Here is a 26,454-nt window from a genome sequence, read left to right as displayed (position 1 = left end):
TTTTATGGGTTCTATATTATAACACAGCTGTTCTTTTGTAACTTATTATTTTTTTTTCCATTAAAGCGTATTCTTTTTTCTACAAATCATATTTAGTAACTGAATAATGATAAAACGGAAAATATTTAATCAATACCACACAATTTTACTTCATAAAAATCTTAAATTTGAATAGATTATTTATAAATGAAGACTGAAAATAGGTTAGAAAGCATAGCCGATTTATTATTAGAAATAGCATCAATATTAATGGTTTCTGGTGCAAATACTAATAGGGTAGATGTAAATATAGATCGTTTTGCTTCGGTGTTAAATTGTGAATCTTATAGTTTAATAAGTCAAAAAACAATGATACTCACAGTTATAGATAATGAAACCAATGAAAACTATACCAAGGTAAAAAACTTACCTGCTCACAAAATAGATTTTACTATTATTTCGGCAATAAGCAAAGTAAGTTGGAATGCCCTTGACGAAGATTGGTCGCTTTCTCGAATTTCACAAGAAATAGAAACCATTAAAAAGCAAAAAAGGTATCCGAGACTAGTTGTTTTATTAGCAGTAAGTTTTGCAGGAGCTGGTTTTTGTAAAATATTTGGAGGTGATTATCTTAATTTAGCTTTAGCATTTATTAGCACATTTTTTGGCTTATTTATACTTCAAGCAGCTCATAAAAGGAAGTTTAATACATATGTAAGTGTATTTTTAGCATCATTAACAGCTTCTCTTTTAGCTTCATTAGGTGTTTATTTTAATTTTGGAGCACAACCAGAAGCCACATTAGCAACTTCTATTTTATTTTTAGTTCCTGGCGTGGCGCTCATTAATTCTTTTACCGATCTTATAGATAAAAATGTTTTAAATGGTGTGGTACGATTTACCAATGGTATAATGACAGTTTTAGCAATAGCACTTGGTCTTTTTGTAGCCATGTTAATATTTCAATTAAAATGACAACAACAATATTAGAGTTATTTGAAGTTTCTGCTTGGGCAGGTATTGCGGCTGTAGGTTTTGGGATATTATTTAATATACCTCGGAAAGCCATTCTTACTGTTTTTCTACTTGGATTTGGGGCTGGTTTTATAAAGTTCGTTTTATTGCATTATAACATCAATATTGTATTAGCAAGCTTAATAGCAGCATCTTTTGTAGGTATCTTAAGCTTACCATTAGCGCATGGTATTCATCAACCTCCTGTTGTATTTTCTATACCTGCAGTAATACCAATGATCCCAGGTTATTATGCGTACGAAATGGTATTATCCATTATGTCTTTTACATTTTTAGAAAAAGATGATTCTAAAAGATTGGTGTTTATGGAAGCTATATTTTCTAATGGTTTTACTATGTTATTTATACTAATTTCTTTAACTATTGGTGTGTCTTTACCGCTTTTACTTTTACGGAAACATACTGCTAAAAGAGTAGATTTAAGATAATAATTTTTTAAATTATTTCTTATTATTAGTTATAGCTCATAAAAAGAATAATTAAATTTTACCTTAAAAAAAAGGTTACAGATATAAGAAATCTGTAACCTTTAATAGTTTTATATTGTTGCGTTATTACTATAGTTTAGTTTAAACTAAACACATTATTTTCTCGATTTACATCTGCCATCATTTGAGATGAATCAATTTCAACTGATTTCACTTCTTTTTTAGCGTCAAATGAATAAGTAGGCATTGCCCAAGCCCAATCATTAATAACAGTTGCTGAGGTTGGTTTTTCACCACGCATCATTTGTAACGGAATATAAAAATCTTCTTTAGATCCATCAGTATAAGTTACTGTAAGATCTATAGGCATTGGCATTAATCCAATACGTTCTAAAGTAATAGAATTACCATCAACCGTTTTTATACCATAGTCAATAGTATTTGTGGTTTGTGCAAAATCAATAAAATACCAATCGAGTTCAAAATCTGTGATGCGTTCTGCTGTTCTAATAATATCGAATGGCTTTGGATGTTTAAAAGAAAAATCATTAAAATATTTCTTAATGGTTTTAGCTAAATTTTCTTCGCCAATTACATAACCTAATTGAGCTAAAAATACAGCTCCCTTACTGTAAGCAGCTGCACTATAAACTTGGTTGTATTTATATCTATCCGAATGTGTTGTTAAAGGTTGTTCAACACCAGAGTTTGCTAATCCTAAATACCCTCTATAAGAACCGGCAAGTGGATTTGGTTTTTTATCCTCACGAAGCGCATTCATCGCTAATGTAGAAATATAACTTGTAAAACCTTCATCCATCCATTCATGTTTAGATTCATTACTCGCTAACAAAAATTGAAACCATGTATGTGCCAATTCGTGTGCAGTAACGCCTAATAAACTTCCGTATTTACGTTTTCCTGTAATTAATGTGCACATAGCATATTCCATTCCTCCATCTCCACCTTGGATTACAGAATATTGTTCATAAGGATATTCTCCTATATTTTCATTGAAAAAATCCATTAACAAGGCAGTTTCAGATGGTAACTTTTTCCAATTATCTAAATATTCTTGCTCTAAATCGCTCTTATAATAAAAGTGAAGTGTTGGACCATTAGGCATTTGAAATGTATCGTGAATGAAATCTGGATCTGCTGCCCAAGTAAAATCATGCACTTTAGGTGCTTTAAAATAATGGGTCTTCTTTCCAGATATTTCTGTTGGTTCACCTTGAAGATATCCTGTACCACCAACAACGTAATCTTTATCTATGGTTAATTTTACATCAAAATCTCCCCAAACACCATGAAACTCTCTGCCTAAATAAGGGTCTGCATGCCAGCCTTCATCATCGTATTCTGCTAATTTAGGGTACCATTGAGCCATAGATAAAGCAACACCTTCTTTATTATTTCTTCCAGTACGACGAATTTGAACAGGTACTTGTGCATCAAAATCCATATTAAAAGTTACTTTTTCTCCTGGTTGAATAGGCTTATTTAGTTGCACTTCTAAAACGGTTCCAACTGTTTTATGAGAAACAGAGGTACCATTTTGTGTTAAAGCATTAACTTTAATATAACCAATCTCATTAGGTTGAAGAAGACTTATACGATCACCAACTCTAGGATCTGGATCTTGTATGGTACGAGAACGCACATCCATTTCACTACCAGGCTGAAATGCATTAAAAAATAAATGGTAATACACATTATTTATTACATCTGGAGAGTTATTGGTATAAACCAACTTTTGTTTACCCTTATACTGATAGTTATTGACATCCATATCAATTTCCATAGCATAATCTACATGTTGTTGCCAATAACCATTCGCAATACTATTTTGCTTGTTAGTTCCTTTTGTTGTCTGTTTTGCAGTACTACAAGAGACAAGAATTAAAACTGAAAAAAGGCTAATAATGAATTGTTTCATGTGTATGTGTTTATTGTTTTAGTAGTTAGTTTCTAATCTTTTTGAATGGTAAAAAATATCTTTTATTTGAAGAAGTTATTTATACGTCAAAAATAAAAATAGGTTATTGAGTTATTTTAGTAGGAATGTCCAAATAACTCAATAACCTAATTACTCAATACATTTTCAATTTAAAAATGATTCCAAATTATAATTTAGAAGCCATAATTAAAGCATTGTAAGCATTGGCAATTCTACCAGATGTAGATAAGTCTGAAAACGATTTAACGTTAGATGCATCTCCACCAACAACAACTTTAGTTGTTAAAGGTAAACCAGATTCTAAAACAACTTGTTTTACCTGTGCAGCAGTTAATTTAGGGTAGTAAGAACGTACTAAAGCTACTACACCTGCAACAGCTGGTGATGCCATTGATGTACCACCAATACTTTCATAATCATTTTCTGGGAAAGTAGAATAGATAGCAGATCCTGGAGCAAAAATATCAACATTCTTTTTTCCGTAATTAGAAAAACCAGAAACCATTTTAGAACCATACTTGTTGGTTAAAGAACCAACTCTAATGTAGGTGTTAGAAACCTCTACAAAATCAACATTATCATCTGGGAAATTACGCTCTACATCTACATTTTTACTATCGTTACCAGCAGCATGTACAAAAACAACATCATTATCAGAAGCATATTTTATAGCATCTCTTACCCATTCTGCATGTGGAGAAAATGACTTTCCAAAACTTCCATTAATTACTTTTGCTCCATTATCTACAGCGTAACGAATTGCTAATGCAACATCTTTATCATATTCATCTCCATTTGGTACTGCTCTAATAGACATAATCTCTACGTTATTAGCAACACCATTTGCCCCTTTTCCGTTATTACGTTCTGCAGCAATAATACCTGCAACGTGAGTACCATGAGATTCAGATTTTTTAACAGGTTTTACGTTTCCATTGCCATAACCTTTATCTGATAAATCATTAATATTATCTCCAGTTTTACGACCAGAAAAGTTTTTGTTTAAGTTGAAGTTTAAACGCTCGTTAATACTTTCTAAAGCGTTATTAATTTCTTCTTTTGCTTCAGCTAAAGACAATCCATTACCATTCATTCCATTGGCTATTTGAATAGCTTGTAAAAGGGCTTCGTCTTCAGTTTTTATAGCATTTACTTCTTTAATAGTATAGTCACTTTTTCCAAAATGTTTGGTTAAAGTTTCATGTGCTCCATTTACAGCTTGTGCAATTTGGTCATACTGTGTTTTACGACCCATCCATAATTGGTAATCAGTGTCATATTGTGTTTTTGCAGTTGAGAAATCTGGATTAGAAGTATCTCCAGAGGCTAAAATACGTACGTATTCTAATTGCTCATCGTAAGCGTCACCTAAGAAATTCCAACCATGTATATCATCAACATAACCATTGTTATCATCGTCTTTTCCATTATTAGGTATTTCTCCTTTATTGGTCCAAATTACTCCGTCTAAATCTTCGTGATCAATGTCAATACCAGAATCGATAACTGCTACAATGACTTTTTTTCCTTTTTTATTTTTAATGATTTCAGCATAAGCCTTATCAACACTCATACCTGGAATGGTATCATTTAAAAGATCTAAATGTCCCCAATTTTTAGCTTCAGCATCGGTTAATTCTGTCACTTTTAAAGGTGATGTGTCTATGTTTTCAATTGGAGTAGAAAGAATATCTGCTGTTCCTCCACAGCCTAAAAATAGTGTTCCTGCAAATCCTAAATAGGCTATTAATCTGGTATTAAATTTCATGTTTTTATGTTTATATTTTAGTTAAATAATGTTTGAGTAGTAAAAGTTTCATTGAGTCTCACTCCTTTTTCAGTGTGCTTAACAGTAATAATTTCGTTGTGGGCATCATGTTCTAAAAACAAATAGAAGTTGTTATCTGCTGCCATATTTAGAAACAACTCTTTTTCATCGAGTGTTAATAAAGGTCTGGTATCATAACCCATTACAAAAGGCATTGGTAAATGACCAACGGTTGGTAATAAATCTGCCATAAAACAAATGGTTTTCCCTTTGTATTGTATCATCGGAATCATTTGCTTATCGGTATGTCCATTAGCAAAGAAGATATCAAAACCTAACCCTGAATTTTTTAATATATGTTGCTCTGGTACGTCAGTAAATTTTAACTGACCACTTTCTTCCATCGGTAGAATATTCTCTTTTAAAAACGAAGCAACTTCTCGTCTGTTGGGTTCTGTTGCCCATTTCCAATGATCCTTATTACTCCAAAAGTGTGCGTTTTTAAATGCTGGTTCGTAGCCTGTTCGGTCTTTGTTCCATTGAATACTTCCTCCACAATGATCAAAATGAAGATGCGTCATAAACACATCTGTAATATCATCTCTATGAAATCCGTAAGAAGCTAATGATTTATCAATACTATCATCTCCGTAAAGAAAATAATAACCGTAAAATTTTTCGCTTTGTTTATTACCCATTCCCGTATCTATTAATATAAGACGATTACCATCTTCTATTAATAAACAACGTGCAGCAATGTCTATCATGTTGTTATTATCCGCAGGATTAGTGCGTTGCCATATAGATTTTGGTACTACACCGAACATAGCACCACCATCGAGCTTAAAATTTCCAGATTGAATAGGATATAATTGCATTTTAGAAAAATTTATAAAGTCTTGCAAATTACTAAAAGCTTTAAAACTAATTGTTGTTAGTCGCAATTAATTAATGGATATTTAACAAATATGAAGTTGGTTATCTTTGACTATTCTAAAAAATAATTACATTTAGAATGATAAAATGAATTTCTAATGAAACGAATATCTAAATCACCTTTAAAAATAAAGAAAATTAAATTTTTACGATTTGGACGTGATTTTGAGCCAGATCAAAAAATAATATTAAGAGATTATTTGGCTATTGAGCGTACGCGTTTGGCTAATGAGCGCACATTATTATCTTATGTTAGATCCTCTTTGTATTTGTTATTAGGTGCAATTGCATTGTATCAATTAAAAGAGTTTGCAAATTTTGAATACTTAGCTCTTGTTGCTTTGATTTTTTGTGTCATATTTTTTGTGATAGGTGTTTATAGATTTACACTTTTAAAAAGAAGTTTGAAAAAGCTTTATTATAATGCAGAGAAGCAAAAGGATTTATAATTATAAAGAAATGACCTGCTTTAAACGCTTTCCAAAGTCAAATAAGGCCTTAACTTCTTTTGTACTTGCTAAACGTTCTTTACTAAAAACCAACAAACATTTACCATTAGATTCTACGTAGTAATAAGGGTTGCTTTCAAAGAAATGAGTGATTTCATCATTAAAAAGTGATTTAATAGCCGTTTCATTTTCTCCCAATAAATAGAAACGTTTGTTAAAATCTGAATGTTCTTGAATGGGAATATCCTTAAAGCCAGCAAAAGCATATACTTTTTCAAGAAAACCTTCGCGATCTAGAGTGAATTTAGGAATTTTTTTATCTAATGTCATATACAACATCGTAGTTCTTATGGTTTCTTTAGCTATAAATTCACCTTCAGAAAATTCGATATCAAAAATGCTAATAGCATCATTTTTAGTGGTTAGTTTATTATAAATATGACCAATAGTTTTTGTTCTAAAAAAATGGAATTTATCTAAAAAGTGAGTTTCTTTTTCGTTCTTAGAATCATAGGATAATTCATAATTTTGAGCAAAATCTTCAAGTGTATTTTGGCGTTTTGTTAAACCGCTTTTAAGAATACCAGTAACGGGTAATAATCGCCTAAGTGCAAAAGGATGCTTAGAATCTGAGTCGTGTAAATCTAGACCAATGACATCAAAATGACCATCTCGTTTTATAAACAAATCGCGATAGTTATTAAGGTTTTCCATCACTGTATGATCTACAAATTTGCAAAGTGAAAAATCAATAATGACATCACTATTTTCTGGTACTGCATCTAGCTTTTCTTTTAACCTATAGAAATTTAAAAAGCTACAAAAGTGTTTTACACTCACATAGTAATTTCCATTGTCTTGTTCTTGATACATTAAGACATTGGGTTTTAAAACATTTCTAAAGAATAGTGAAGCACTTTTATTAATAACTATATGAATTAAAAATGTAACAATTACACCAGAAAGAATTCCCGTAATAAGACCAACTTTTAAGGTTACAAATAATGTGACTAAAAATATAATAACCTGTTCTTTACCTATTGAAAATATTCTTTTAATGGTTGTTGGTGATGCTAATTTGTAACCTGTAAATACTAAAATTGCCATTAAAGCAGGTAAAGGAATCCGAGTTAACTGTGTACTAAATAATACAATAAAGATGACTAAAAACGTAGCATGAAAGAAGTTTGAAGACCGATTACTTGCGTTGTTATTAACGTTTACAGAACTTCTTGCTATTACAGTAACGACATTTAAACCACCTAAAAAACCACTACCAATAGTTGCTAAGCCTAATGCTTTTAAATCTAAGTTTACGTTAGAGCGTCTTTTCTCTGGATCTAATTTATCTACAGCTTTTATACTTAGTAGAGATTCAATACTAGCAATTAAGGTTAAAGCTAAAACACTAGACCAAAAAGGAAATGTACCAGCTTTTCCAAAATTTACAGTTGGCAATTGTGCTATGATATCCTTAAATTCTGGTATACCAGAAATCATGTATAACGAAGAAATAGGATTGGTTTCATGTGCAACCAATTCAAAATAATAACTGAATCCAACAGATAGAATAACAATCCACATTGGTGCAGGTATAAGCTGTAAATACTTGTTTCTAATTTTAGGATAGAACACCATAATAATTAAACTTAAAACACCTGCAGCTGCAGCATAAATTAAACCGGTTTTATCATAATGAATTGCATCGTTTATGGTAAATGGAATTTCTATAAGATAATCTATAGTATCTGCACGCTTAATTTTGTGAGCGAGCATAATATGAAATTGTTTTCCTAATATAATAAGTCCGATTGCAGCAAGCATACCTTGTATAGCAGAAGAAGGGAAAAAATCAGCTAGTTTTCCCATTCTTAAAAATCCTAATACAGCTAAAAGAATTCCAGAACAAATAATAGCAGCATAAGCACTCTCTAAACCTAGTGTTGTTATTGCTACTAAAAGAACACCAACCAATCCGTTACCAGGACCAGCGATTGTAACATTACTTCCACCGAAAATAGAGACTACAACACCTCCAACTACTGCAGCTATAATACCTGAAATCGGTGGAGCTTCACTTGCCATTGCCAAGCCTAAACCTAATGGTAATGCGATAAGACTTACCACAAAACCCGAAAAAATGTTTTTAGGTAATGCCTTAAAAAATGCTTTTAATTTATTTGGTTTTGGGCTCATTGAATAATTAAAACGTCTGTTGGTAGTTCTGTTAATATGTGTTCAATATCGTGAGGGAAAAGACGATCCCAAAAGGTCATTTTACTAGGTGAATTCATAATTAATAAGTCGGCTCTTGCAATTTGAGCGTAATGACCAATGGAATACCCTTTTTTACCAAAAATGGGTTGAGATTTTATAATAACATCTTTTGTGTGGTTTTCCGGAATATCCGCAATTATGGCTTTTACACGTGCATTTTCTCTAAGTTTAATACGTTCTTTAACAATATTTGCCATTCTTAGAGATTTATCATCTTCTACTTTTACAGCTAATTCATCTTGTGTTATTTCTTCAACAATTGTCACCTTATTAACACTCAAAGCATTTGCCACATAAAATGCAGAAGCAATAGTTTCTTTAGTTTTTGGGTCTTTTAATCCGTTAACTACAATATGATCACAAGGAATTCTTTCTACAGACGGTTTTATGAGCAGTAAAATAGAACATTTAGCTTGTCGTGTAATTTTTCTGGCAATAGAGCCTACATAATATTTTAAGAAATTTTCGCGCTGTAGTGCGCCTAAAATCAGTAAGTCAATATGTTTTTCTTTTGAAGTTGATAGAATAACATCAACCGGATCACCTGGCTTAAATACAATTTCTACGTCTAAATTATCATTTAAAAAAGGTTTTAAAATAGCATTGAATTTAGCTTGCTTTTCAGAGGATTTATCACCAACATGAATTAAAACCAAACGCGTTTTAAGCATTTGCGATAACCTTGCAGCTTCATAAATATTAGCTTTGAGATTTGGTGAGAAAGTGACACCAATTCCTATGGTATTGAATGGTTTTAAAGGCAATTTATATTTTAATAATTAGTTAGTTCGTTTTGAAAGATAAGGTATTTTAAAAAAGCGGAAAGTTAATAAAGGAATTAAGCACTCTTTTTTAAAAAGAATTATTTAGTATTTTCACAAAAAAAAGAAAATAGATGTTAGAATTAGCAGGAATCATTATACTAGGAATATTGGCGCAATGGGTGGCATGGAAATTTAAAATTCCAGCGATTTTACCGTTAATCTTAATTGGATTATTAGTTGGACCTATTGCAGCAGAATTTTTAAGTGAAGATGGCACAAAATGGATAGAACCCATTTGGAATGGTAAAAAGGGATTGTTTCCTGGTGATAGCTTATACTATTTTGTATCTCTTGCCATAAGTATTATTTTATTTGAAGGAGGATTAACCTTAAAACGCTCTGAAATAAAAAATGTAGGTCCAGTAATTACAAAATTAATAACCGTTGGTTCTGCTATTACATTTTTTGGAGCAGGTATTGTAGCTCATTATATTTTTGAACTCAGCTGGGATTTATCATTTCTATTTGCTGGTCTTATAATTGTTACAGGACCTACTGTAATAACACCTATTCTAAGAAATATTCCACTTAAAAAAGATGTATCTACTGTTTTAAAATGGGAAGGCATACTTATAGATCCAATTGGAGCTTTAGTTGCCGTTTTGGTATTTGAATTTATAAGCGTTGGTGGAGATAGTGGATTTACAAAAACAGCGCTGATTGAGTTTGGAAAGATTGTATTATTTGGTACAACGTTCGGATTTACATTTGCTCATGCTTTAGCTTTTGCTATCAATAAAAAACTTATTCCTCATTATTTGCTCAATGTTGTTTCTCTATCAACCGTATTGTTGGTATTTGTAGAATCTGAATTATTTGCACACGAGTCTGGTTTATTGGCTGTTGTTGTAATGGGAATGGTTTTGGGTAACAGTAAATTAGAAAACCTCAAAGAACTCTTATACTTTAAAGAATCGCTTAGTGTATTATTAATTTCAATTTTATTTATTCTTTTATCAGCAAATATAGATATAGATGATTTGCTATTGCTTTACACATGGAAAACAGCTATTCTTTTTGCGATAGTAGTGTTTGTAATTAGACCTTTAGCTGTTTTTGTTAGTACTCATGGTTCTAAGCTCAACCTTAATGAAAAGTTATTTATTAGTTGGGTTGGTCCTCGTGGTATTGTGGCTGCTGGTATTGCCTCACTTTTTGGTAGTAAATTGATGAAACAAGGTGTTGAAGGTGCAGAATACATTACACCTTTAGTATTTATGATTGTTTTAGGTACAGTTTTATTAAATGCCACCACAGCACGTTTATTTGCGAGATTAGTAGGTGTATTTTTAACAAAATCTAATGGTATTTTAATTGTAGGTGCTTCTAAATTATCGCGATTATTAGGACATTATTTAGAAACCAATGGAAGACATGTTGTATTAATTGATAGTAACCAAAACAATATTAATAAAGCAGTAGAGTTAGGTCTTGAAGCCTTAAATACCAATATCTATTCTGATACACTTTCTGATAATATAGAGTTAAATGATGTTGGTTACATTATGGCAATGACAGGAAACTCTGATATTAATGCTTATGTCATTGAAAAATTTGGTAAAGAGTTTGGAGAAAACGGTTCCTATAGATTGGTGACGGCAGATGAAATGAATAATCTTGAAAAAATCCCTGAAGAAGGTTTGTTCTCTCCAACGGATGATTATATTAATTTATTAGAGGTAACTCGAAAATATCCTGCAATACAAGAAATTGAATTAGAGGGCAAGGAACATTATGAAAATCTAATAGAGATGACTAGGAAGGATAAATATAAGATTCCTTTGTTTATAAAGGATGATGAAGGAGAACTTCACATTATATCCTCATTTAACTCTAAAACTGGAGACATAGGAGAAGGTTTTAAATTGGTCTATTTAGGTAAACCATTTGATGTTGAAAAAGTGGCTAAAGATGATGTTTAGTAGATGAATCCTAATTCAAAATTACGTGTAGATTATTCTAAATATCAAGTTGATGAGGTTTCAGAAACTATTGCTGATGCACTATTTTTTCCTCTGTATATAGGTAAAGTATTAGGTACCAATCTTATTATATTTTGGGCTTTACTTACGCTTTTTTGTATATTTTTTCTTGATAATACTTTTCTAGGTGTTCTATTTTGGATAATCACCTTTATGGTGTCAATTCCATCTATTTTACTCTTCTCCATTATTAGATTGTTTAGCACTATTAAAAATGATATAGATAATGTCTTTAAAATCACTTTAGAAACTACAAAGCATGTTTATGAAGATGCTGGCTTATTAAAACAACAGCGCGAGGCAGATTTACCATTAAAAGCCACATTCTCTGATGTTTTTAAAGGTGTTGCTATGTATGTTATTAGGCCCTCTCTTAAGAAAGTATTAGAAAAACGGATTAAGTTTTTTGCTTGGCCACTTACTTTTTTAATAGATATAATTTTTAAAAAGACTGTAATAAATTCTTCAGCTGAAATAGAAGTAGAGCTAGATAATGAAGATCATATTGTGTTAGAAGAAAACACCACATTAGATAAAATTAATAAAGGAGGAGAAAAGACTACATCAGTTACTTTTTCTGTTGTAAAATTTCCATTTCGATTGGCATTAGTAATTTATGGATTATTAAACTATACTTTAGTTTATCTCTTGTATTTGTTATTCAGATAAACTAAAGTATACTAATAATCTAATTAATCATTCAATTTCAAGACAGCCATAAACGCTTGTTGAGGTATTTCTACATTACCTACCTGTCTCATACGTTTCTTTCCTTTTTTCTGCTTCTCAAGCAACTTACGTTTACGAGAAATATCACCACCATAACATTTTGCGGTAACATCTTTACGAAGTGCTTTCACAGTTTCACGAGCAATAATTTTTGCACCAATTGCAGCCTGAATAGGAATATCAAATTGTTGTCTTGGAATTAATTCCTTCAACTTCTCACACATCTTTTTACCAATGTTATGCGCGTTGTCTGCATGTATTAAGGCTGAAAGGGCATCTACAGGTTGTGCATTTAATAAGACATCTAATCGTACTAATTTAGAAGCTCTCATACCTATTGGATGATAATCGAAAGAAGCATAACCTTTAGATACTGTTTTTAAACGATCATAAAAATCAAAAACAATTTCGGCTAATGGCATTTCAAAAATCAATTCTACACGTTCTGTCGTTAAGTAGGTCTGATTAACAATCATTCCACGTTTTTCTATACACAGACTCATAACGTTACCAACAAAATCAGCCTTGGTAATTATAGTTGCTTTAATAAATGGCTCTTCAACACGATTTACGGTTGTTGGCTCTGGTAAATCACTAGGATTGTTTACAATAAAAGCAACATCAGGATTTTTATTGGTATAAGCATGGTAAGACACGTTAGGAACCGTTGTAATTACAGTCATATCAAATTCACGCTCCAAACGTTCTTGGATAATTTCCATGTGCAACATTCCTAAGAATCCACAACGAAAACCAAAACCTAAAGCAGCAGAACTTTCTGGTTGAAATACTAAGGATGCATCATTAAGCTGCAGTTTTTCCATTGAGTTTCTAAGTTCTTCGTAATCTTCAGTATCTACAGGATATATACCTGCAAAAACCATCGGTTTTACATCTTCAAAACCTTCAATAATATTTGTTGTTGGGTTGGCAAAATCTGTAATGGTATCACCAACTTTTACTTCTTTAGCTGTTTTTATACCTGTAATTAAATAGCCAACATCACCAGCTTTTACACTTTGTTTTGCTACTTGAGTTAGTTTTAAAGTCCCAACTTCATCTGCAAAATATTCTTTACCTGTAGCCACGAATTTAATTTTCTGGCCTTTTTTAATTTCCCCATTAAAAACCCTAAAATACGTTTCAATACCTCTAAACGTATTATAAACAGAATCGAAAATTAAGGCTTGAAGTGGTTCATCTACGTTGCCTTTTGGCGCAGGAATGCGTTCAATAATAGCTTTTAAAATATTTTCAACTCCAAAACCTGTTTTTCCACTGGCATGAATTACTTCTTCTGGTTTACAACCTAAAAGATCAACAATATCGTCTGTAACTTCCTCAGGATTTGCACTTGGTAAATCAACTTTATTTAATACCGGAATAATCTCTAAATCATTCTCTAGTGCTAAGTATAAATTAGAAATAGTTTGTGCTTGGATACTTTGCGCTGCATCTACAATCAACAAGGCTCCTTCACAGGCAGCAATAGAACGTGATACTTCATAAGAGAAGTCAACATGGCCAGGAGTATCTATAAGATTAAGAACATATTTTTCACCTTCATATTCATAATCCATTTGTATCGCATGCGATTTTATGGTAATACCACGTTCGCGTTCCAAATCCATACTATCCAAAAGTTGTGCTTGTTGTTCGCGAGCAGTTACGGAACCTGTAACGTCTAATAAGCGATCAGCTAATGTACTTTTCCCGTGGTCAATATGTGCAATAATGCAAAAATTACGTATGTTCTTCATGTCTTTTTCTAAGGCAATGAACTTAATTGTATCAGTTCAATATGTAATTTGCAAATATAATTGATTTCTTGCGCATTAGTGTATCTAAAAATTTGTTTTATAAAAACGCCTTTACTGCGGAAAAACCACAGTGACAAGTTAAAAACAATTCATATCTTGCAATATAAACCTAATTTAGTGATTACTAACCTACGATATTTTTTAAGTGTCATTCTTTTCATGCTCAGTCTTGTCGTATTTGCGCAAGAAGTATCAGTTTCTGGGCAAGTGGTAGACTTAAATAATGAGCCCATTGCGTTATCAAATGTGGTTTTGTTAGCTGAAGATGGTAGTACCTTTTTAAAAGGAACATCAACAGATGATGTTGGTTATTTTACGGTTAATGATATTCCGTTAGCTACATATTTCCTTAAAATTAGTTTTATTGGTTTTCAAGAATTTTCTCAAAAAATTATTTTAAGAGGGCATTTAGATCTCAAAAAAATACAGCTTAATGAAATTCCAGAGAGCTTAGACGAAGTTACTGTTATTGCAAAAAAACCGACTATAACTCGTAAGCCAGATCGGCTTATTTTTAATGTAGAAAATACAGCGTTGTCAGAAGGTTCTACACTAAGTGTTTTAAAAAATACACCTGGTGTAATTGTAACTGAAGGAGGTATAACTATTAAGAGTGCACTAGCAACGGTTTATATCAATAATCGTAAAGTGCAATTAACTTCAACTGAGCTGATTCAACTTTTAGAAAGTGCACCAGCAAATAGTATTAAGTCTGTTGAGGTGATCACAAATCCACCCGCAAGCTATGATGCCGATTCAGGTTCTGTTATTAATATTATAATGAGTAAGAATTTAATAACAGGTTATAGAGGAAACATTTTTACAAATTATTACCAAGGTGTTTTTCCAAGATATAATGCCGGAACGAGCCATTATTTTAAAAACAATAAAGTCAATCTTAATTTAAATTACAGTTACACCAATCAAAAAATTAATAGAGACGAAGAACGAGGCGTTAATTTTTTTGATACCTCTGACCAAATTGATGAAATTTGGAAGTCTAACGTAAATAGAAACACTTGGTCCGAAACGCATAACCTCAATCTTAATTTTGATTATTTTATTAATGATAAGAACACTTTGAGTTTAACAACTACAGGACTTTATTTGCCATATTTTAAATATCAAATTAAAAATAACACTAATATTTTTGATAATAATCAGGATTTTTCTCGTCGTTTTACAGCAGATAATTTATCTAGAGATAATAAATATAATATTGGAACTGATTTAATTTTTAGACATAATTTTGATAATAGTGCTCACTTAACATTTAATGCTCATCATACAATTTATGATTATGATCGTGATCAAAATGTATTCACTAATAATTTTGACGAAAATGATGTGTTTACTCAGAGTTCAGAGTTTAAATCTCAAGCGAATCAAAACACAAACATTATATTGGGTAAGCTAGATTATAGTTTACCGTTAAATGAAACTTCTAATTTTGATGTAGGATTAAAATATTCTAATGTAAAAACAGACAGTGATATAAAAAGATTAGATATTTTAGGAGGTTCAGAGGTTATAAACGCAGCAAATACAGATGCTTATACATATGATGAAAATGTATTTGCAGCATACACTAACTATACAAAATCTTGGGACAAGTGGGATTTAAGTCTTGGCCTTAGAGTAGAGCAAACCAACATTGATGGCAAGTCGCTAACGTTAAACGAAACAAATCCTCAAGATTATTTAAATTGGTTTCCTAATGTAAGTTTGTCCTATCAGGTTTTAGAAGATGTAAGTATTTACGGAACATATAAACGCAGTATTGAAAGACCTAATTTTACGGATTTGAATCCATTTACCTTTTTTATAAATGAAAATACGGTAGTATTGGGTAACCCAAATTTAGCCGCTAGATATAGAGATCATTATAAAATTGGAACTAATTTTTTAGAACATTTTACAGTTGAAGCTTATTATATGGATTATGATGGTGCTTTCTCAGAACTCCCTAGGCAAAATAATGAAACCAACGTAATTGCTTTTACTCCAACTAATTTAGATAAGAGAATAGATTATGGATTTGATTTTGCTTTTGATTATTACCCAACAAATACATGGAACCTTTATTTTGTAACGTCATTTTTTAATATCAATGAAGAATCCAATTTTGGAGAAGGGTTTGTAGAACAGAACCAATGGTCTAATTATAGTGAGCTTATGAATACGTTCTCTTTATTAAAAGATAGAAGTCTAGATGTGAGTTTATTGTTAGTATATGGAAGTAAAAATTTACAATACTTTACCACAATGGAGGATCAATTAGTATCAGAGTTAAGCATCTCTAAATCTATATTAGACAAAAAAGGGACGATAACGCTATCTGTTAGTGATTTGTTTAATCAACAAGATTATTCCACAACAACAAGTTACTTAAATCAATCTAGTTCTAGGTTTGTAGATGCTGATAATAGATATGTAAAATTTGGTTTCCGTTATAAATTTGGGAACACAAAACTCAACACCAATGAGAGGACTACAAGTGCAGAAGAGCGCGAAAGATTAAAAGACATGCAATAATTACATTTACTGTAGTTAGAGCTGTTAATCTTGCCACTCAGCAATAAACAAGTTAGTATCACGTCCTCCACCATTATTTCTATTAGAAGAAAACGCTAAATATTTACCATCATTAGAAAACACAGGAAAGGCATCAAACGTTTCGCCATGTGTTACTCGTTTTAAATTCTTTCCATCAATATCAATTAAATATAAATTGAAAGGAAAACCACGTTCTGCTTCAAAATTAGAAGAGAATAAAATTTTCTCGCCAGAAGGGTGAAAAAATGGACTCCAATTGGCATTACCCAAATCGGTTAATTGTCTTAATTCAGAGCCATCAGCATTACAAATATAAAGTTCCATATCCGTTGGTTCAACTAAACCTTCGGCCAATAGGTCTTTGTATTCTTTTATTTCTTGCTCAGTTTTAGGACGTGATGAACGGAAGATTAATTTACTACCATCTGGAGAAAAGAATGCACCTCCATCATAACCCAATTCATGGGTAATTTGTTTTACATCAGAACCATCAATATTCATGGTGTACAATTCTAAATCACCACTTCTAGTTGAAGTAAATACAATTTTATCACCCTTTGGTGATACCGTTGGTTCTGCATCGTAACCCACTTCGTTAGTTAATTGGTTTACAATATTTCCTTCTAAATCAGCAACAAAAATATCGTAGGTATCATAAATAGGCCAAATGTATTTTCCGTTTTTTCTAAGTGGAGTATCAGGACACTCCTCACCTCCAAGATGTGTAGAAGCATAAATAATATGTTTGTTATCTGGCAAGAAATAAGCACAAGTAGTTCTACCTTTTCCTGTACTTATCATAGGTGGAGCAATACTATCTGTAAAGGTTTCGTTAGCATTCATTAAAAACATTTGATCGCAACCAACATTCCATTTCGCGTTATTAGATTGAAATACTAATTGCTTATCATCAAAACTCCAATAGGCTTCTGCATTATCACCACCATAAGTGACTTGTCTTATGGATTTAAAATGTGTTTCTTCAGGATAGATTAATGTATCATATTTCTTCGTAGCACCTGCGCTAGCATCTGTGGTTTTTGAAGCGTCATTTTTACAAGATGAAAAGGTAACGAGTAGAATTAAAATAGCGATTATTCTGTTCATAGTAAAGTATTATAATAAGTGGCATTTAATGCCTAATTTTGCGTAAAAGTAAGACTTAAAGATGAAATGTACCACCAAATACTTCTGATAAATATTTCAGTAGTTACTTGTAAAATACGTTTCTAAGAAAAATTTAAAAATAGATTTCGAAATGAAAAAAGTATTGATTTTATTAGTTTTAATAGGCTTTCTATCATGTAAAAATGAATCTAAAATTTTAGAAAACAATATTAAAGACGATGTTACATTTTTAGCTGACGATAAATTAGAAGGTCGCCAAACTGGAACAGAAGGGGAGGTTTTAGCGTCAGAATATCTTATAAAACGTTTTAAAGAAATTGGAGTTCAGCCAAAAGGAACAGAAGGTTTTTTACAATCTTTTTCTTTTAAGCCTAAAACAGATCCACATAGCGAAGTTGTATTTACCACTAACGCAGATAGTACTATAACTGGGCACAATGTCATTGGTTTTATAGATAATAATGCAAAAACAACCATTGTTATTGGAGCACATTACGACCATTTAGGTTTTGGAGGGGAAGGATCTTTATATCGTGGTGAAGATAAAGCCGTACATAATGGAGCAGATGATAATGCGAGTGGAGTAGCTGTGATGCTAAATTTAGCGAGTAGATTAAAAGTAAAAAATGACCAGTCTGAAATTAAAGATAAAAACAACTACTTGTTTCTAGCGTTTTCGGGTGAAGAAATGGGATTATTAGGCTCTAATTATTTTTCTAAAAACCCAACTATTGATGCAGCATCTATCAATTACATGATAAATATGGACATGGTTGGCAGAATGAAAGCCGATAGTACCTTGGCTGTTTACGGTACAGGAACATCGCCAATGTTTAAGCAAACCTTGAAAGCCAACAACGATAAATTTAAAATTGTTGAAAACGAAAGTGGAGTAGGCCCAAGTGATCATACGTCTTTCTATTTAATAGATATTCCAGTATTGCACTTCTTCACAGGTCAGCATGAAGATTACCACAAACCTGGAGATGATGCCGAAAAATTGAATTATGAAGGCATGAATTTAATTTCAGATTACATCTATGATATTATAAATGATTTAGACGATAATGGTGAATTAGCCTTCAGAAAAACAAAAAATGAAAGCGAAGAAACACCGCGTTTTAAAGTAGGATTAGGTGTTGTTCCAGATTATCTATATGATGGAAAAGGCATGCGGATTGATGGTACAAGAGAAGATACTCCTGCATTTGCTGCTGGTTTACAAAAAGGTGATGTGGTTCTTATACTAGGGGATAGTACTATTACTGATATGATGAGTTATATGCGTGCTTTATCTGTTTTTGATAACGGAGATGAAGCTGCTATTACGGTGAAACGTGGAGAGGAAACAATTGATACTAAGGTACAGTTTTAGGAGGCCTAGGAAGCATTTGTTTTACTAATAACTTTAATCTTGCCATATATACGGCATTGATAGAGTTGTAAATTATATACAAAAGTAGAGGTGAGTATAATATTAGTTAATTTATTATAAATTAGGTTTTTAATAAAGATAACGTACTTTTACTCCCAACATAAAAACAATTCTACTTTGAAAAAACTATCAATTTTAACACTTTTATTAGCTACTCTTATGTTTTCTGCTTGTAGCAGTGACGATTCTAATTCAGAATCAGATGTAAATAATGATGATTATTTATATTTTATTTCTGGAAAGATAAATGGTGAGCCATTTGTATACGGACAAAAAGAAACGGCAACAACATTAGATTACTCATTGTTATTCTCTGGGAACTCAATTACAACAACTTGTGCTTACTATCCAGATAATGGTGGGTTAAATTACGCTATAGGTGTTTATCCTAATTTTGATAATGAAGCAAGACCAAATATGAGTTTTGATTTCATTCGTATGTATTTATGTGGTTCAGAAGATTCTGCAGCACAAATGTTCAACGATGCTTTTCCTATAAGTTCTTATGATTATGCTATAAGCGATAATGTAGTAAATGGTTCTACTGGTGATATAAGTGTTTCTTATTCTCCAGATTCTACAGTAGAAGAATGGTACTCAACCTTAGGTGGAGATCAAAGCGGGAGTAATTTTGAAATTACAAGCTCTACAAATACTAACGTAATTTTTGGTGCACAAACCATAGAAATAAGTCAGTTACTAGAAGGAAACTTCTCTTTAAAATTATATAATACAGAAAATCCAACTGATGTTATAGAAATTACTGAAGGGCAGTTTAAATTACCTATGACATTCGATTAAGTTACATCATAAAATAATTAAAAAAGCCTTTACAATTTGTAAAGGCTTTTTTTGTTTTATAAAACGTTTGATCGTTTAAAAATCATAAAGAATTAAACACCTAATATTTCGGCATCTACTCTAAATGTTGTGTCTATTGTAATATCATGTGTTTCGTTAATAGTTTCATCTGTAACAGTTCTAACACGCAGATTAAAATTATCTTTTTTAATGTATGCTTTTAATTCTTCACCTAGAATATCCAATTCTAGAGTGTTTGAATTTGTGTTTTCTAAATCATAGATATTTGCAATTTCAACTTCATCAATATCTTCTGCCTCAATATATACATGAATTTCCTTCAAAAAATTAAAATTACCATCGTCTGGAGAATTAATTGTAAGTTTTATTCGCTTTAGTTTAATACTTTCAATTAAGTCTTTATGTGTGTTGTTAATTTCAAATGAAGATTCAGAATCCGTTGTAATATCTGGAGTAAAAAGATTAAAAGGAGTGTTTATCAATGTTGTTGATGCAACAGAAAAATTAGTTTGATAATCTAAATCAAATTTGGTTAACTCGTCTATGGCACTGCAGCTTGAAAGTAATATAAAAGTTATTAAAGGTAAAAGCAGGCTCTTTTTCATATTTAAGATTTTGGTGTAAATATACATTTTAAGAAACTAATGAATAAAAACCTTAATTTTGCACCAAAATTAGAACTCTTGGTTAAAATAGGCGACATAGAATTACCAGACTTTCCATTGCTTTTAGCACCTATGGAAGACGTCAGCGATCCACCATTTAGAGCACTTTGTAAAGAACAAGGTGCAGATGTGGTGTATACCGAGTTTGTAAGTAGTGAGGGTTTAATTCGTAATGCGGCAAAAAGTGTTATGAAATTAGATATCTACGAAAAAGAAAGACCAGTTGGGATTCAGATTTTTGGTGCCAATATGGAAAGCATGTTGCAAACTATTGATATCGTAGAAAAATCAAATCCAGATATTATAGATATTAATTTTGGTTGTCCGGTTAAAAAGGTAGTCTCAAAAGGAGCAGGAGCAGGTATATTAAAAGATATCTGTTTAATGGAACAACTCACTGCCGAAATGGTAAAGCGTACTAATTTGCCTGTTACAGTGAAAACACGTTTGGGTTGGGATCATGATTCTATAAAAATTGTTGAGGTTGCAGAACGTTTACAAGATGTAGGTTGTAAAGCGATTTCTATACATGGTAGAACCAGAGCTCAGATGTATAAGGGTGAAGCTGATTGGAAGCCGATTGCAGAAGTGAAGAATAATCCGAGGATGCATATTCCTGTATTTGGTAATGGTGATGTAGATACACCAGAAAAAGCCATGCTAATGCGAGATTCTTATGGCTTAGATGGAGCAATGATTGGAAGGGCATCTATAGGAAACCCATGGTTTTTTAAGCAAGTAAAGCACTTTTTTGAAACTGGTGAACATCTAGCACCTATTTCATTAGCAGCACGTGTTGAAGCCGCAAGACGTCATCTTCAAATGGCAATTGATTGGAAAGGTGAAATATTAGGTGTTTTTGAAACGAGAAGACATTACACTAACTATTTTAAAGGCATTCCGCACTTTAAAGAATATAGAATGAAAATGGTGACTAGTGACGATTCTAAGGATGTTTTTGCTGCTTTTGATGAGGTTTTAAAAGCTTTTCCCGATTATCAGTTTACGTCTTAAGATTGAATTAATTGTTTAGTAATACGCTGAGATGCTATTCTAGACGCAATAATTCCTAAAGCAAAGATGGTTGCTAATACTACTAGTACGTTTAAGAAATTTAATCGAACAGGATAAGGCATATCTATTTCAGGCACTAGCATTACTAAGCTAAAAGTTTGTTGTAAAAACACAACGAGCAAACCAATTGATACTCCAATAATTCCACTTACAATTGTCATTAAACTGCCTTGCCAAAAGAAAATAGATTTAATTGTTTTTGGTTCAGTACCTAAATTAAATAAGGTGTTTAATGATTTCTTTTTATCTAAAATCATCATAATAATAGCTCCAATAACATTGAATAGCGCAATTATAATTACTAAAGTAAAGATGAGGTATATCGCTAAGTTTTCGGTGTTCAACATTTTGAAAAGTGCATCGTTAAGTTCCGCTCTATTTTTTATATAGAATTTATTACCAAAAGAGGTTACAAGCTGAGCTTTAATATCTGCTTCATTTGCTTCAGGTTTTAACTTAAGCTCTAAGGCACTTAATTGTCCGTTATTATAACTTAATAATTGTTTAGCGAGTTTAATATCTGAAAAGATGTAGTTGTTATTCAGTTCCTCATTATTAAGATCAAACAACCCAACATTAGTTACGTAAACAGAATTGTAATAACCCTTTGGTGAGCTTGCTTGGCCTTTACCAACTTTAGGAACATAAAGAGATAAGGGCGTGAGATAATCTAAGATACCAAAAGAAAGGTTATTAGAAATTCCCCATCCAGATACAACTTCATTGGTATTAGGAGAAAACCAATTGCCTTTAGTTACCATAGTATCAATATTGGTAACATTTAAGTAATTTTCATCTACACCTTTTAATGTGGCTAAGAGATTCTTATTTTCAGATTTTATAATGATACGTTCTTCTACAATCTCTGAATAATCTGCAATGCCTTCAATTTTTAAAAGTGTTGCTTTATCATTTTCAGTCCATTGAAACGATTTGCCTTCCGTTGGCATTAATTTTAAATCTGGATCTACAAAGGATGAAAATTGAAGACTAAAATCTTTTAAGCCTGCAAAAACGGAGAGCACAATAAATAGTGCTGCAGAAGCAATAATAACTCCTCCAGAAGCAATTAAGGTCATTATATTAATAGCATTATTACTGCTTTTAGAAAACAGATAACGTTTTGCTATATATAAAGGGAAATTCACTTAAGATTTTTTACGCTTACCTAATAAGTCTGGGTTTTCTAACGGATTGTCTTCTCCTTTTAAAGAACGCTCAATGCCATCAATATATTCTAATGAATCGTCAATAAAAAATTCCAACTGTGGCATACGTCTAAGTTGATGACGTGTACGTTGTGCCAACTCGTGTCTAATTAATGGTTTGTTAGATTTAATACCTTCTAATAAAGGTTTAGCCTCTTTGTTTGGGAAAATACTAAGATAGACTTTTGCCATAGACAAGTCTGTAGTAACATTTACTTTACTAACTGAAATGATTATGCCTCGCATACCACCATCAGTAGCTGCTTTTTGTAAAACCTCTGCTAGGTCTTGTTGAAGTATACCTCCAATTTTTTTCTGTCTTTGTGTAAATTCTTCCATGGCTGACTATTGTAACTAATCGTCTGCAAAAGTAGAGGTTATTTAAGGATTATCTTATTTTTGAAGGTAAATTATTAATGAGGTTTTCACTTTTGTGGAAACTGAAACATGTTTTAGATGAAAAAAATAGAACACATAGGAATCGCAGTAAAGGATATAGAAAAGTCGAATATGCTTTTTAAAGCCTTATTTGGTAAAGAACATTATAAGATAGAAGATGTGGAAAGCGAAGGTGTAAAAACGTCTTTTTTTCAATGCGGACCAAATAAAATTGAATTGTTACAAGCAACCCATGAAGAAAGTGCAATTGCTAAATTTATAGAAAAAAAGGGTGAAGGTATGCATCATATTGCTTTTACAGTAGATAATATTGAGAAGGAAATAGAGCGTTTAACCAATGAAGGTTTTACTATGATACACAAGCAACCAAAAGAAGGAGCGGATAATAAGTTGATTGCTTTTTTGCATCCAAAATCAACGAATGGTGTTTTAATAGAGTTGTGTCAAGAGATAAAGGAATAAAAATTCTTGTAGAGTTTTAAAATATGTAGTAATATTGCAGACTCTTTTAAATAAGAGTAAAATTAACAGCAATGTTAATGGGTCCCATAGCTCAGTTGGTTAGAGCACCTGACTCATAATCAGGTGGTCCTTGGTTCGAGCCCAAGTGGGACCACAAATTAAAGCCTTGATTATCACTAAGATATTCAAGGCTTTTTTATTTAAGCATATGCTCAAATCTTTCCTGAAACGGTTGCTATTATGATAAGGTATTATTTCCAAAAGCCTTCTATTTCTTCAAGAGTTTTACCTTTTGTTTCCGGTATAAATTTATAGGTTACAAAGACTATAATTAAAATAAAGGCTATAAATATGTAGTATGGTAGTGAACCATTCCATGCAGCACTATTATTTACTTCACTTCCCATAACAACTGGAAACGATTGTGAAACCACATAATTTGCTGCCCATTGTGCTGCTACTGCAATAGACATGGCAACACTCCTTATTTTATTTGGAAACATTTCTGATAATAAAACCCAAACTACTGGTCCCATAGATAACGCAAATGAAGCAATAAAAAGTAATACACCTATCAATGATAAAAGACCAACACTATCCGTTTGAAGCGTTATTGCTAAGAGTAAAAATCCAATAATCATTCCAGCAGAACCAATATAAAGCAATGGTTTTCTACCAAATTTGTCTACCGTAAACATGGCTACAAATGTAAATACTAAGTTAACAAATGCTAATAATATTTGCTGAGCAAGCACATCTTCTTTACCAAAACCGAGTGCTTTTTCAAAAATATCCGCACCATAATAAAGAACAGCATTAATACCCGTAAATTGTTGTAGGACAGAAAGAACGGTTCCTATTGCAACAATAGCTAAAATACCTTTTGCAAAATAATTGACTTTAATTCCATCATTAGTTTCATTTAAAGACGCTTTAATCCGTGTCATTTCTTTAGAGGCAATATCATCTCCGTTTATTTTTTTCAGAATAGCTAAAGCATCTGCATCTTTTCCTTTTAAAGCTAACCACCTAGGGCTTTTAGGAACTATGAATAACAACACTAAAAATAAAATACTCGGTATTAATTCTGACCAAAACATACGACGCCAGCCAAATTCAATGTTTTCTGCTTCACTTAAATCATTCCCAATAAAATATGTAGCTAAGAACACTACAAAAAATCCAATAACAATAGCTAATTGGTAATAGGTGACCATGCGTCCTCTAATATTTGATGGTGCTATTTCTGCAATGTACATTGGTGCATTCATAGAGGCTACACCAATGCCTAATCCACCAATAATTCTAAAGACAACTAGCATTGATACTGTTTGGGGAAAAAGTTCTGGTAAACCCGATCCGTATGCAGAAACTGTAAAAAAGATAGCAGATATTATTAGAGACCATTTTCTTCCTATTTTAATACTCAACGGTCCTGCAACAACAGCACCAACAAAACAACCTAAAAGTGCACTTCCTACAACCCAGCCTTTTAATCCATCACTTAAATCAAAATACTCTGTAAGATAAAATTGTGCTCCATTTATAACACCTGTGTCGTAACCAAATAGCAAACCTCCTAAAGCGGAAACCGCAGCAATTAACAATAAGAAAACACCTTTTTTCATTTTTTTTGAATTTATTTAATAGTTAGTCTAGCGTATTTTGAGATTATAACGAATACGATTTATAAATTAATTTTTATTAAAACTGGCATATGATCTGAAGGGTACTGTAAGTTCCAATTATCACTTAAAACAGCGTATTTAGAAACTGTGACATCTTCACTAACAAAAGCAAAATCAATACGTCTTGTTACTGGTTTATCAAACTGAAAGCCATTAAATGTGCCCTCTGGTCCAAAATCTAATTCTGCAATTTCTTTTGAGTCCTTCAATTCAGTTTTTATATGTTGTATACTTTCATGATCTGATTCCATATTAAAATCACCTATTAATATTACAGAGTGATTATCCATATTTAGCTTCTTAATTTTTTCCATTATTAATGTTGCGCTATTCTTTCGTGCTTCTTTACCAACATGGTCAAAATGTGTATTAAATACCCAAAAACTTTTACCAGAATCTTTATCTTTTAATAAAACATAAGTGCACACTCTATTACAAACCGCATCCCAACCCATACTCACTTTGTTGGGTGTTTTAGATAACCAAAATGTACCAGAGTTAATAACATTGAACTTATCTGTTTTATAAAAAACGGCAGAAAATTCGCCTTCGTTTTTGCCGTCATCTCTGCCAACACCTACATAACTGTAGTTTACCAATACACTATCCATATCTTTCATTTGATTTGGCATAGCTTCTTGCACACCTAAAACATCTGGCTCATAAAATTGAATTTGATTGATAAAAAATGGTTTCCTATTCGCCCAACTATTTTTACCTTCTTTAGGGTAATCTAATTTTATATTATAGCTCATTACAGAAAAGTCTTGAGAAAAACCTAGGCTAGAAATAGTAAAACACAATAGAAAAAGATATCTCATAACTAATAA

The 26,454-nt window shown here is 31.8% G+C and carries 22 protein-coding genes and 1 tRNA gene; 11 read left to right on the top strand and 12 right to left on the bottom strand.

Features of this window, described 5'->3' with window-relative positions:
- The first annotated feature begins 186 nt into the window (after nt 1-186).
- Both DFQ10_RS00500 and DFQ10_RS00495 read left to right on the top strand, forming a co-directional pair.
- On the top strand, nt 187-954 hold the full coding sequence (locus DFQ10_RS00500; protein ID WP_115815474.1) for a threonine/serine exporter family protein: 768 nt from the start codon (nt 187-189) through the stop codon (nt 952-954).
- Complete coding sequence (locus tag DFQ10_RS00495; RefSeq protein WP_115815473.1) at nt 951-1,442, top strand: threonine/serine exporter family protein; 492 nt, start codon at nt 951-953, stop codon at nt 1,440-1,442. Before DFQ10_RS00500 ends, DFQ10_RS00495 begins: the two co-directional genes overlap by 4 nt.
- Before the next feature lie 136 nt (nt 1,443-1,578).
- Here the strand turns inward: DFQ10_RS00495 and DFQ10_RS00490 are convergent, their stop codons facing one another.
- From DFQ10_RS00490 to DFQ10_RS00480, 3 genes are all read right to left on the bottom strand, one after another.
- The gene (locus DFQ10_RS00490; RefSeq protein ID WP_115815472.1) at nt 1,579-3,381 is read right to left on the bottom strand and encodes a M1 family metallopeptidase; all 1,803 of its coding nucleotides are present in this window, start codon (nt 3,379-3,381) and stop codon (nt 1,579-1,581) included.
- Between the two features lie 187 nt (nt 3,382-3,568).
- On the bottom strand, nt 3,569-5,170 hold the full coding sequence (locus tag DFQ10_RS00485; RefSeq protein ID WP_115815471.1) for a S8 family peptidase: 1,602 nt from the start codon (nt 5,168-5,170) through the stop codon (nt 3,569-3,571).
- A 17-nt stretch (nt 5,171-5,187) separates the two neighbouring features.
- Nucleotides 5,188-6,048 carry an MBL fold metallo-hydrolase gene (locus tag DFQ10_RS00480; RefSeq protein WP_115816400.1) on the bottom strand — a complete coding sequence of 287 codons (861 nt, stop codon included), beginning with the start codon at nt 6,046-6,048 and terminating at the stop codon, nt 5,188-5,190.
- 156 nt (nt 6,049-6,204) lie between these two features.
- Here DFQ10_RS00480 and DFQ10_RS00475 point away from each other — a divergent pair, with 156 nt between their 5' ends.
- Nucleotides 6,205-6,555 (top strand): DUF202 domain-containing protein, encoded by a 351-nt coding sequence (locus DFQ10_RS00475; RefSeq protein ID WP_317124886.1) that lies wholly within the window; start codon nt 6,205-6,207, stop codon nt 6,553-6,555.
- On the opposite strand, the gene DFQ10_RS00470 is transcribed toward DFQ10_RS00475, so the two are convergent.
- Nucleotides 6,556-8,751: a SulP family inorganic anion transporter gene (locus tag DFQ10_RS00470; RefSeq protein WP_115815470.1), complete on the bottom strand. Its 2,196-nt coding sequence runs from the start codon at nt 8,749-8,751 to the stop codon at nt 6,556-6,558.
- Complete coding sequence (locus tag DFQ10_RS00465) at nt 8,748-9,596, bottom strand: universal stress protein (protein WP_115815469.1); 849 nt, start codon at nt 9,594-9,596, stop codon at nt 8,748-8,750. The genes DFQ10_RS00470 and DFQ10_RS00465 overlap by 4 nt, the downstream gene beginning before the upstream one ends.
- A 131-nt stretch (nt 9,597-9,727) precedes the next feature.
- Between DFQ10_RS00465 and DFQ10_RS00460 the strand changes: the two genes are divergently transcribed.
- Together DFQ10_RS00460 and DFQ10_RS00455 are read left to right on the top strand one after the other, a co-directional pair.
- Nucleotides 9,728-11,578 carry a cation:proton antiporter gene (locus DFQ10_RS00460; protein WP_115815468.1) on the top strand — a complete coding sequence of 617 codons (1,851 nt, stop codon included), beginning with the start codon at nt 9,728-9,730 and terminating at the stop codon, nt 11,576-11,578.
- Nucleotides 11,579-11,581: 3 nt separating this feature from the next.
- A complete protein-coding gene (locus DFQ10_RS00455; RefSeq protein ID WP_115815467.1) occupies nt 11,582-12,307 on the top strand; it encodes a hypothetical protein in 726 nt (241 codons plus the stop codon).
- A 23-nt stretch (nt 12,308-12,330) separates the two neighbouring features.
- Here the strand turns inward: DFQ10_RS00455 and lepA are convergent, their stop codons facing one another.
- Entirely contained in the window at nt 12,331-14,127 is a 1,797-nt protein-coding gene (lepA, locus tag DFQ10_RS00450) for a translation elongation factor 4 (RefSeq protein ID WP_115815466.1), read from the bottom strand.
- 219 nt (nt 14,128-14,346) lie between these two features.
- Here lepA and DFQ10_RS00445 point away from each other — a divergent pair, with 219 nt between their 5' ends.
- A complete protein-coding gene (locus tag DFQ10_RS00445) occupies nt 14,347-16,722 on the top strand; it encodes an outer membrane beta-barrel family protein (RefSeq protein ID WP_245940566.1) in 2,376 nt (791 codons plus the stop codon).
- A 24-nt stretch (nt 16,723-16,746) separates the two neighbouring features.
- Here the strand turns inward: DFQ10_RS00445 and DFQ10_RS00440 are convergent, their stop codons facing one another.
- Entirely contained in the window at nt 16,747-17,850 is a 1,104-nt protein-coding gene (locus DFQ10_RS00440; protein WP_115815465.1) for a TolB family protein, read from the bottom strand.
- Between the two features lie 151 nt (nt 17,851-18,001).
- On the opposite strand from DFQ10_RS00440, the gene DFQ10_RS00435 reads away from it, so the two are divergent.
- A complete protein-coding gene (locus tag DFQ10_RS00435) occupies nt 18,002-19,246 on the top strand; it encodes a M28 family peptidase (RefSeq protein WP_115815464.1) in 1,245 nt (414 codons plus the stop codon).
- Between the two features lie 177 nt (nt 19,247-19,423).
- Nucleotides 19,424-20,107 carry a hypothetical protein gene (locus tag DFQ10_RS00430; RefSeq protein WP_115815463.1) on the top strand — a complete coding sequence of 228 codons (684 nt, stop codon included), beginning with the start codon at nt 19,424-19,426 and terminating at the stop codon, nt 20,105-20,107.
- Nucleotides 20,108-20,199: 92 nt separating this feature from the next.
- Here the strand turns inward: DFQ10_RS00430 and DFQ10_RS00425 are convergent, their stop codons facing one another.
- Complete coding sequence (locus DFQ10_RS00425) at nt 20,200-20,733, bottom strand: hypothetical protein (protein ID WP_115816397.1); 534 nt, start codon at nt 20,731-20,733, stop codon at nt 20,200-20,202.
- Nucleotides 20,734-20,811: 78 nt separating this feature from the next.
- Between DFQ10_RS00425 and dusB the strand changes: the two genes are divergently transcribed.
- Nucleotides 20,812-21,807 (top strand): tRNA dihydrouridine synthase DusB, encoded by a 996-nt coding sequence (gene dusB / locus DFQ10_RS00420; protein WP_115816396.1) that lies wholly within the window; start codon nt 20,812-20,814, stop codon nt 21,805-21,807.
- Here dusB and DFQ10_RS00415 read toward each other — a convergent pair.
- Nucleotides 21,804-23,015 carry an ABC transporter permease gene (locus DFQ10_RS00415; protein WP_245940565.1) on the bottom strand — a complete coding sequence of 404 codons (1,212 nt, stop codon included), beginning with the start codon at nt 23,013-23,015 and terminating at the stop codon, nt 21,804-21,806. The two genes, dusB and DFQ10_RS00415, sit on opposite strands and share 4 nt — an antisense overlap.
- On the bottom strand, nt 23,016-23,414 hold the full coding sequence (rbfA, locus tag DFQ10_RS00410) for a 30S ribosome-binding factor RbfA (protein ID WP_115815461.1): 399 nt from the start codon (nt 23,412-23,414) through the stop codon (nt 23,016-23,018).
- A 117-nt stretch (nt 23,415-23,531) separates the two neighbouring features.
- On the opposite strand from rbfA, the gene mce reads away from it, so the two are divergent.
- Nucleotides 23,532-23,936 carry a methylmalonyl-CoA epimerase gene (gene mce, locus DFQ10_RS00405; RefSeq protein WP_115815460.1) on the top strand — a complete coding sequence of 135 codons (405 nt, stop codon included), beginning with the start codon at nt 23,532-23,534 and terminating at the stop codon, nt 23,934-23,936.
- An 80-nt stretch (nt 23,937-24,016) separates the two neighbouring features.
- Nucleotides 24,017-24,090, top strand: a tRNA-Ile gene (locus DFQ10_RS00400).
- Between the two features lie 97 nt (nt 24,091-24,187).
- Here the strand turns inward: DFQ10_RS00400 and DFQ10_RS00395 are convergent.
- Together DFQ10_RS00395 and DFQ10_RS00390 are read right to left on the bottom strand one after the other, a co-directional pair.
- Nucleotides 24,188-25,564, bottom strand: coding sequence for a sugar porter family MFS transporter (locus DFQ10_RS00395; protein ID WP_115815459.1), 1,377 nt, complete (start codon nt 25,562-25,564; stop codon nt 24,188-24,190).
- A gap of 59 nt (nt 25,565-25,623) precedes the next feature.
- Complete coding sequence (locus DFQ10_RS00390) at nt 25,624-26,445, bottom strand: endonuclease/exonuclease/phosphatase family protein (RefSeq protein ID WP_115815458.1); 822 nt, start codon at nt 26,443-26,445, stop codon at nt 25,624-25,626.
- Nucleotides 26,446-26,454 lie beyond the last annotated feature (9 nt).

Origin of the sequence: Winogradskyella eximia (genome assembly GCF_003386165.1) — a bacterium.
Classification (GTDB): domain Bacteria; phylum Bacteroidota; class Bacteroidia; order Flavobacteriales; family Flavobacteriaceae; genus Winogradskyella; species Winogradskyella eximia.
Note: the sequence above shows the minus strand (reverse complement) of the source record. Positions and strands in the feature narration are given on the sequence as shown.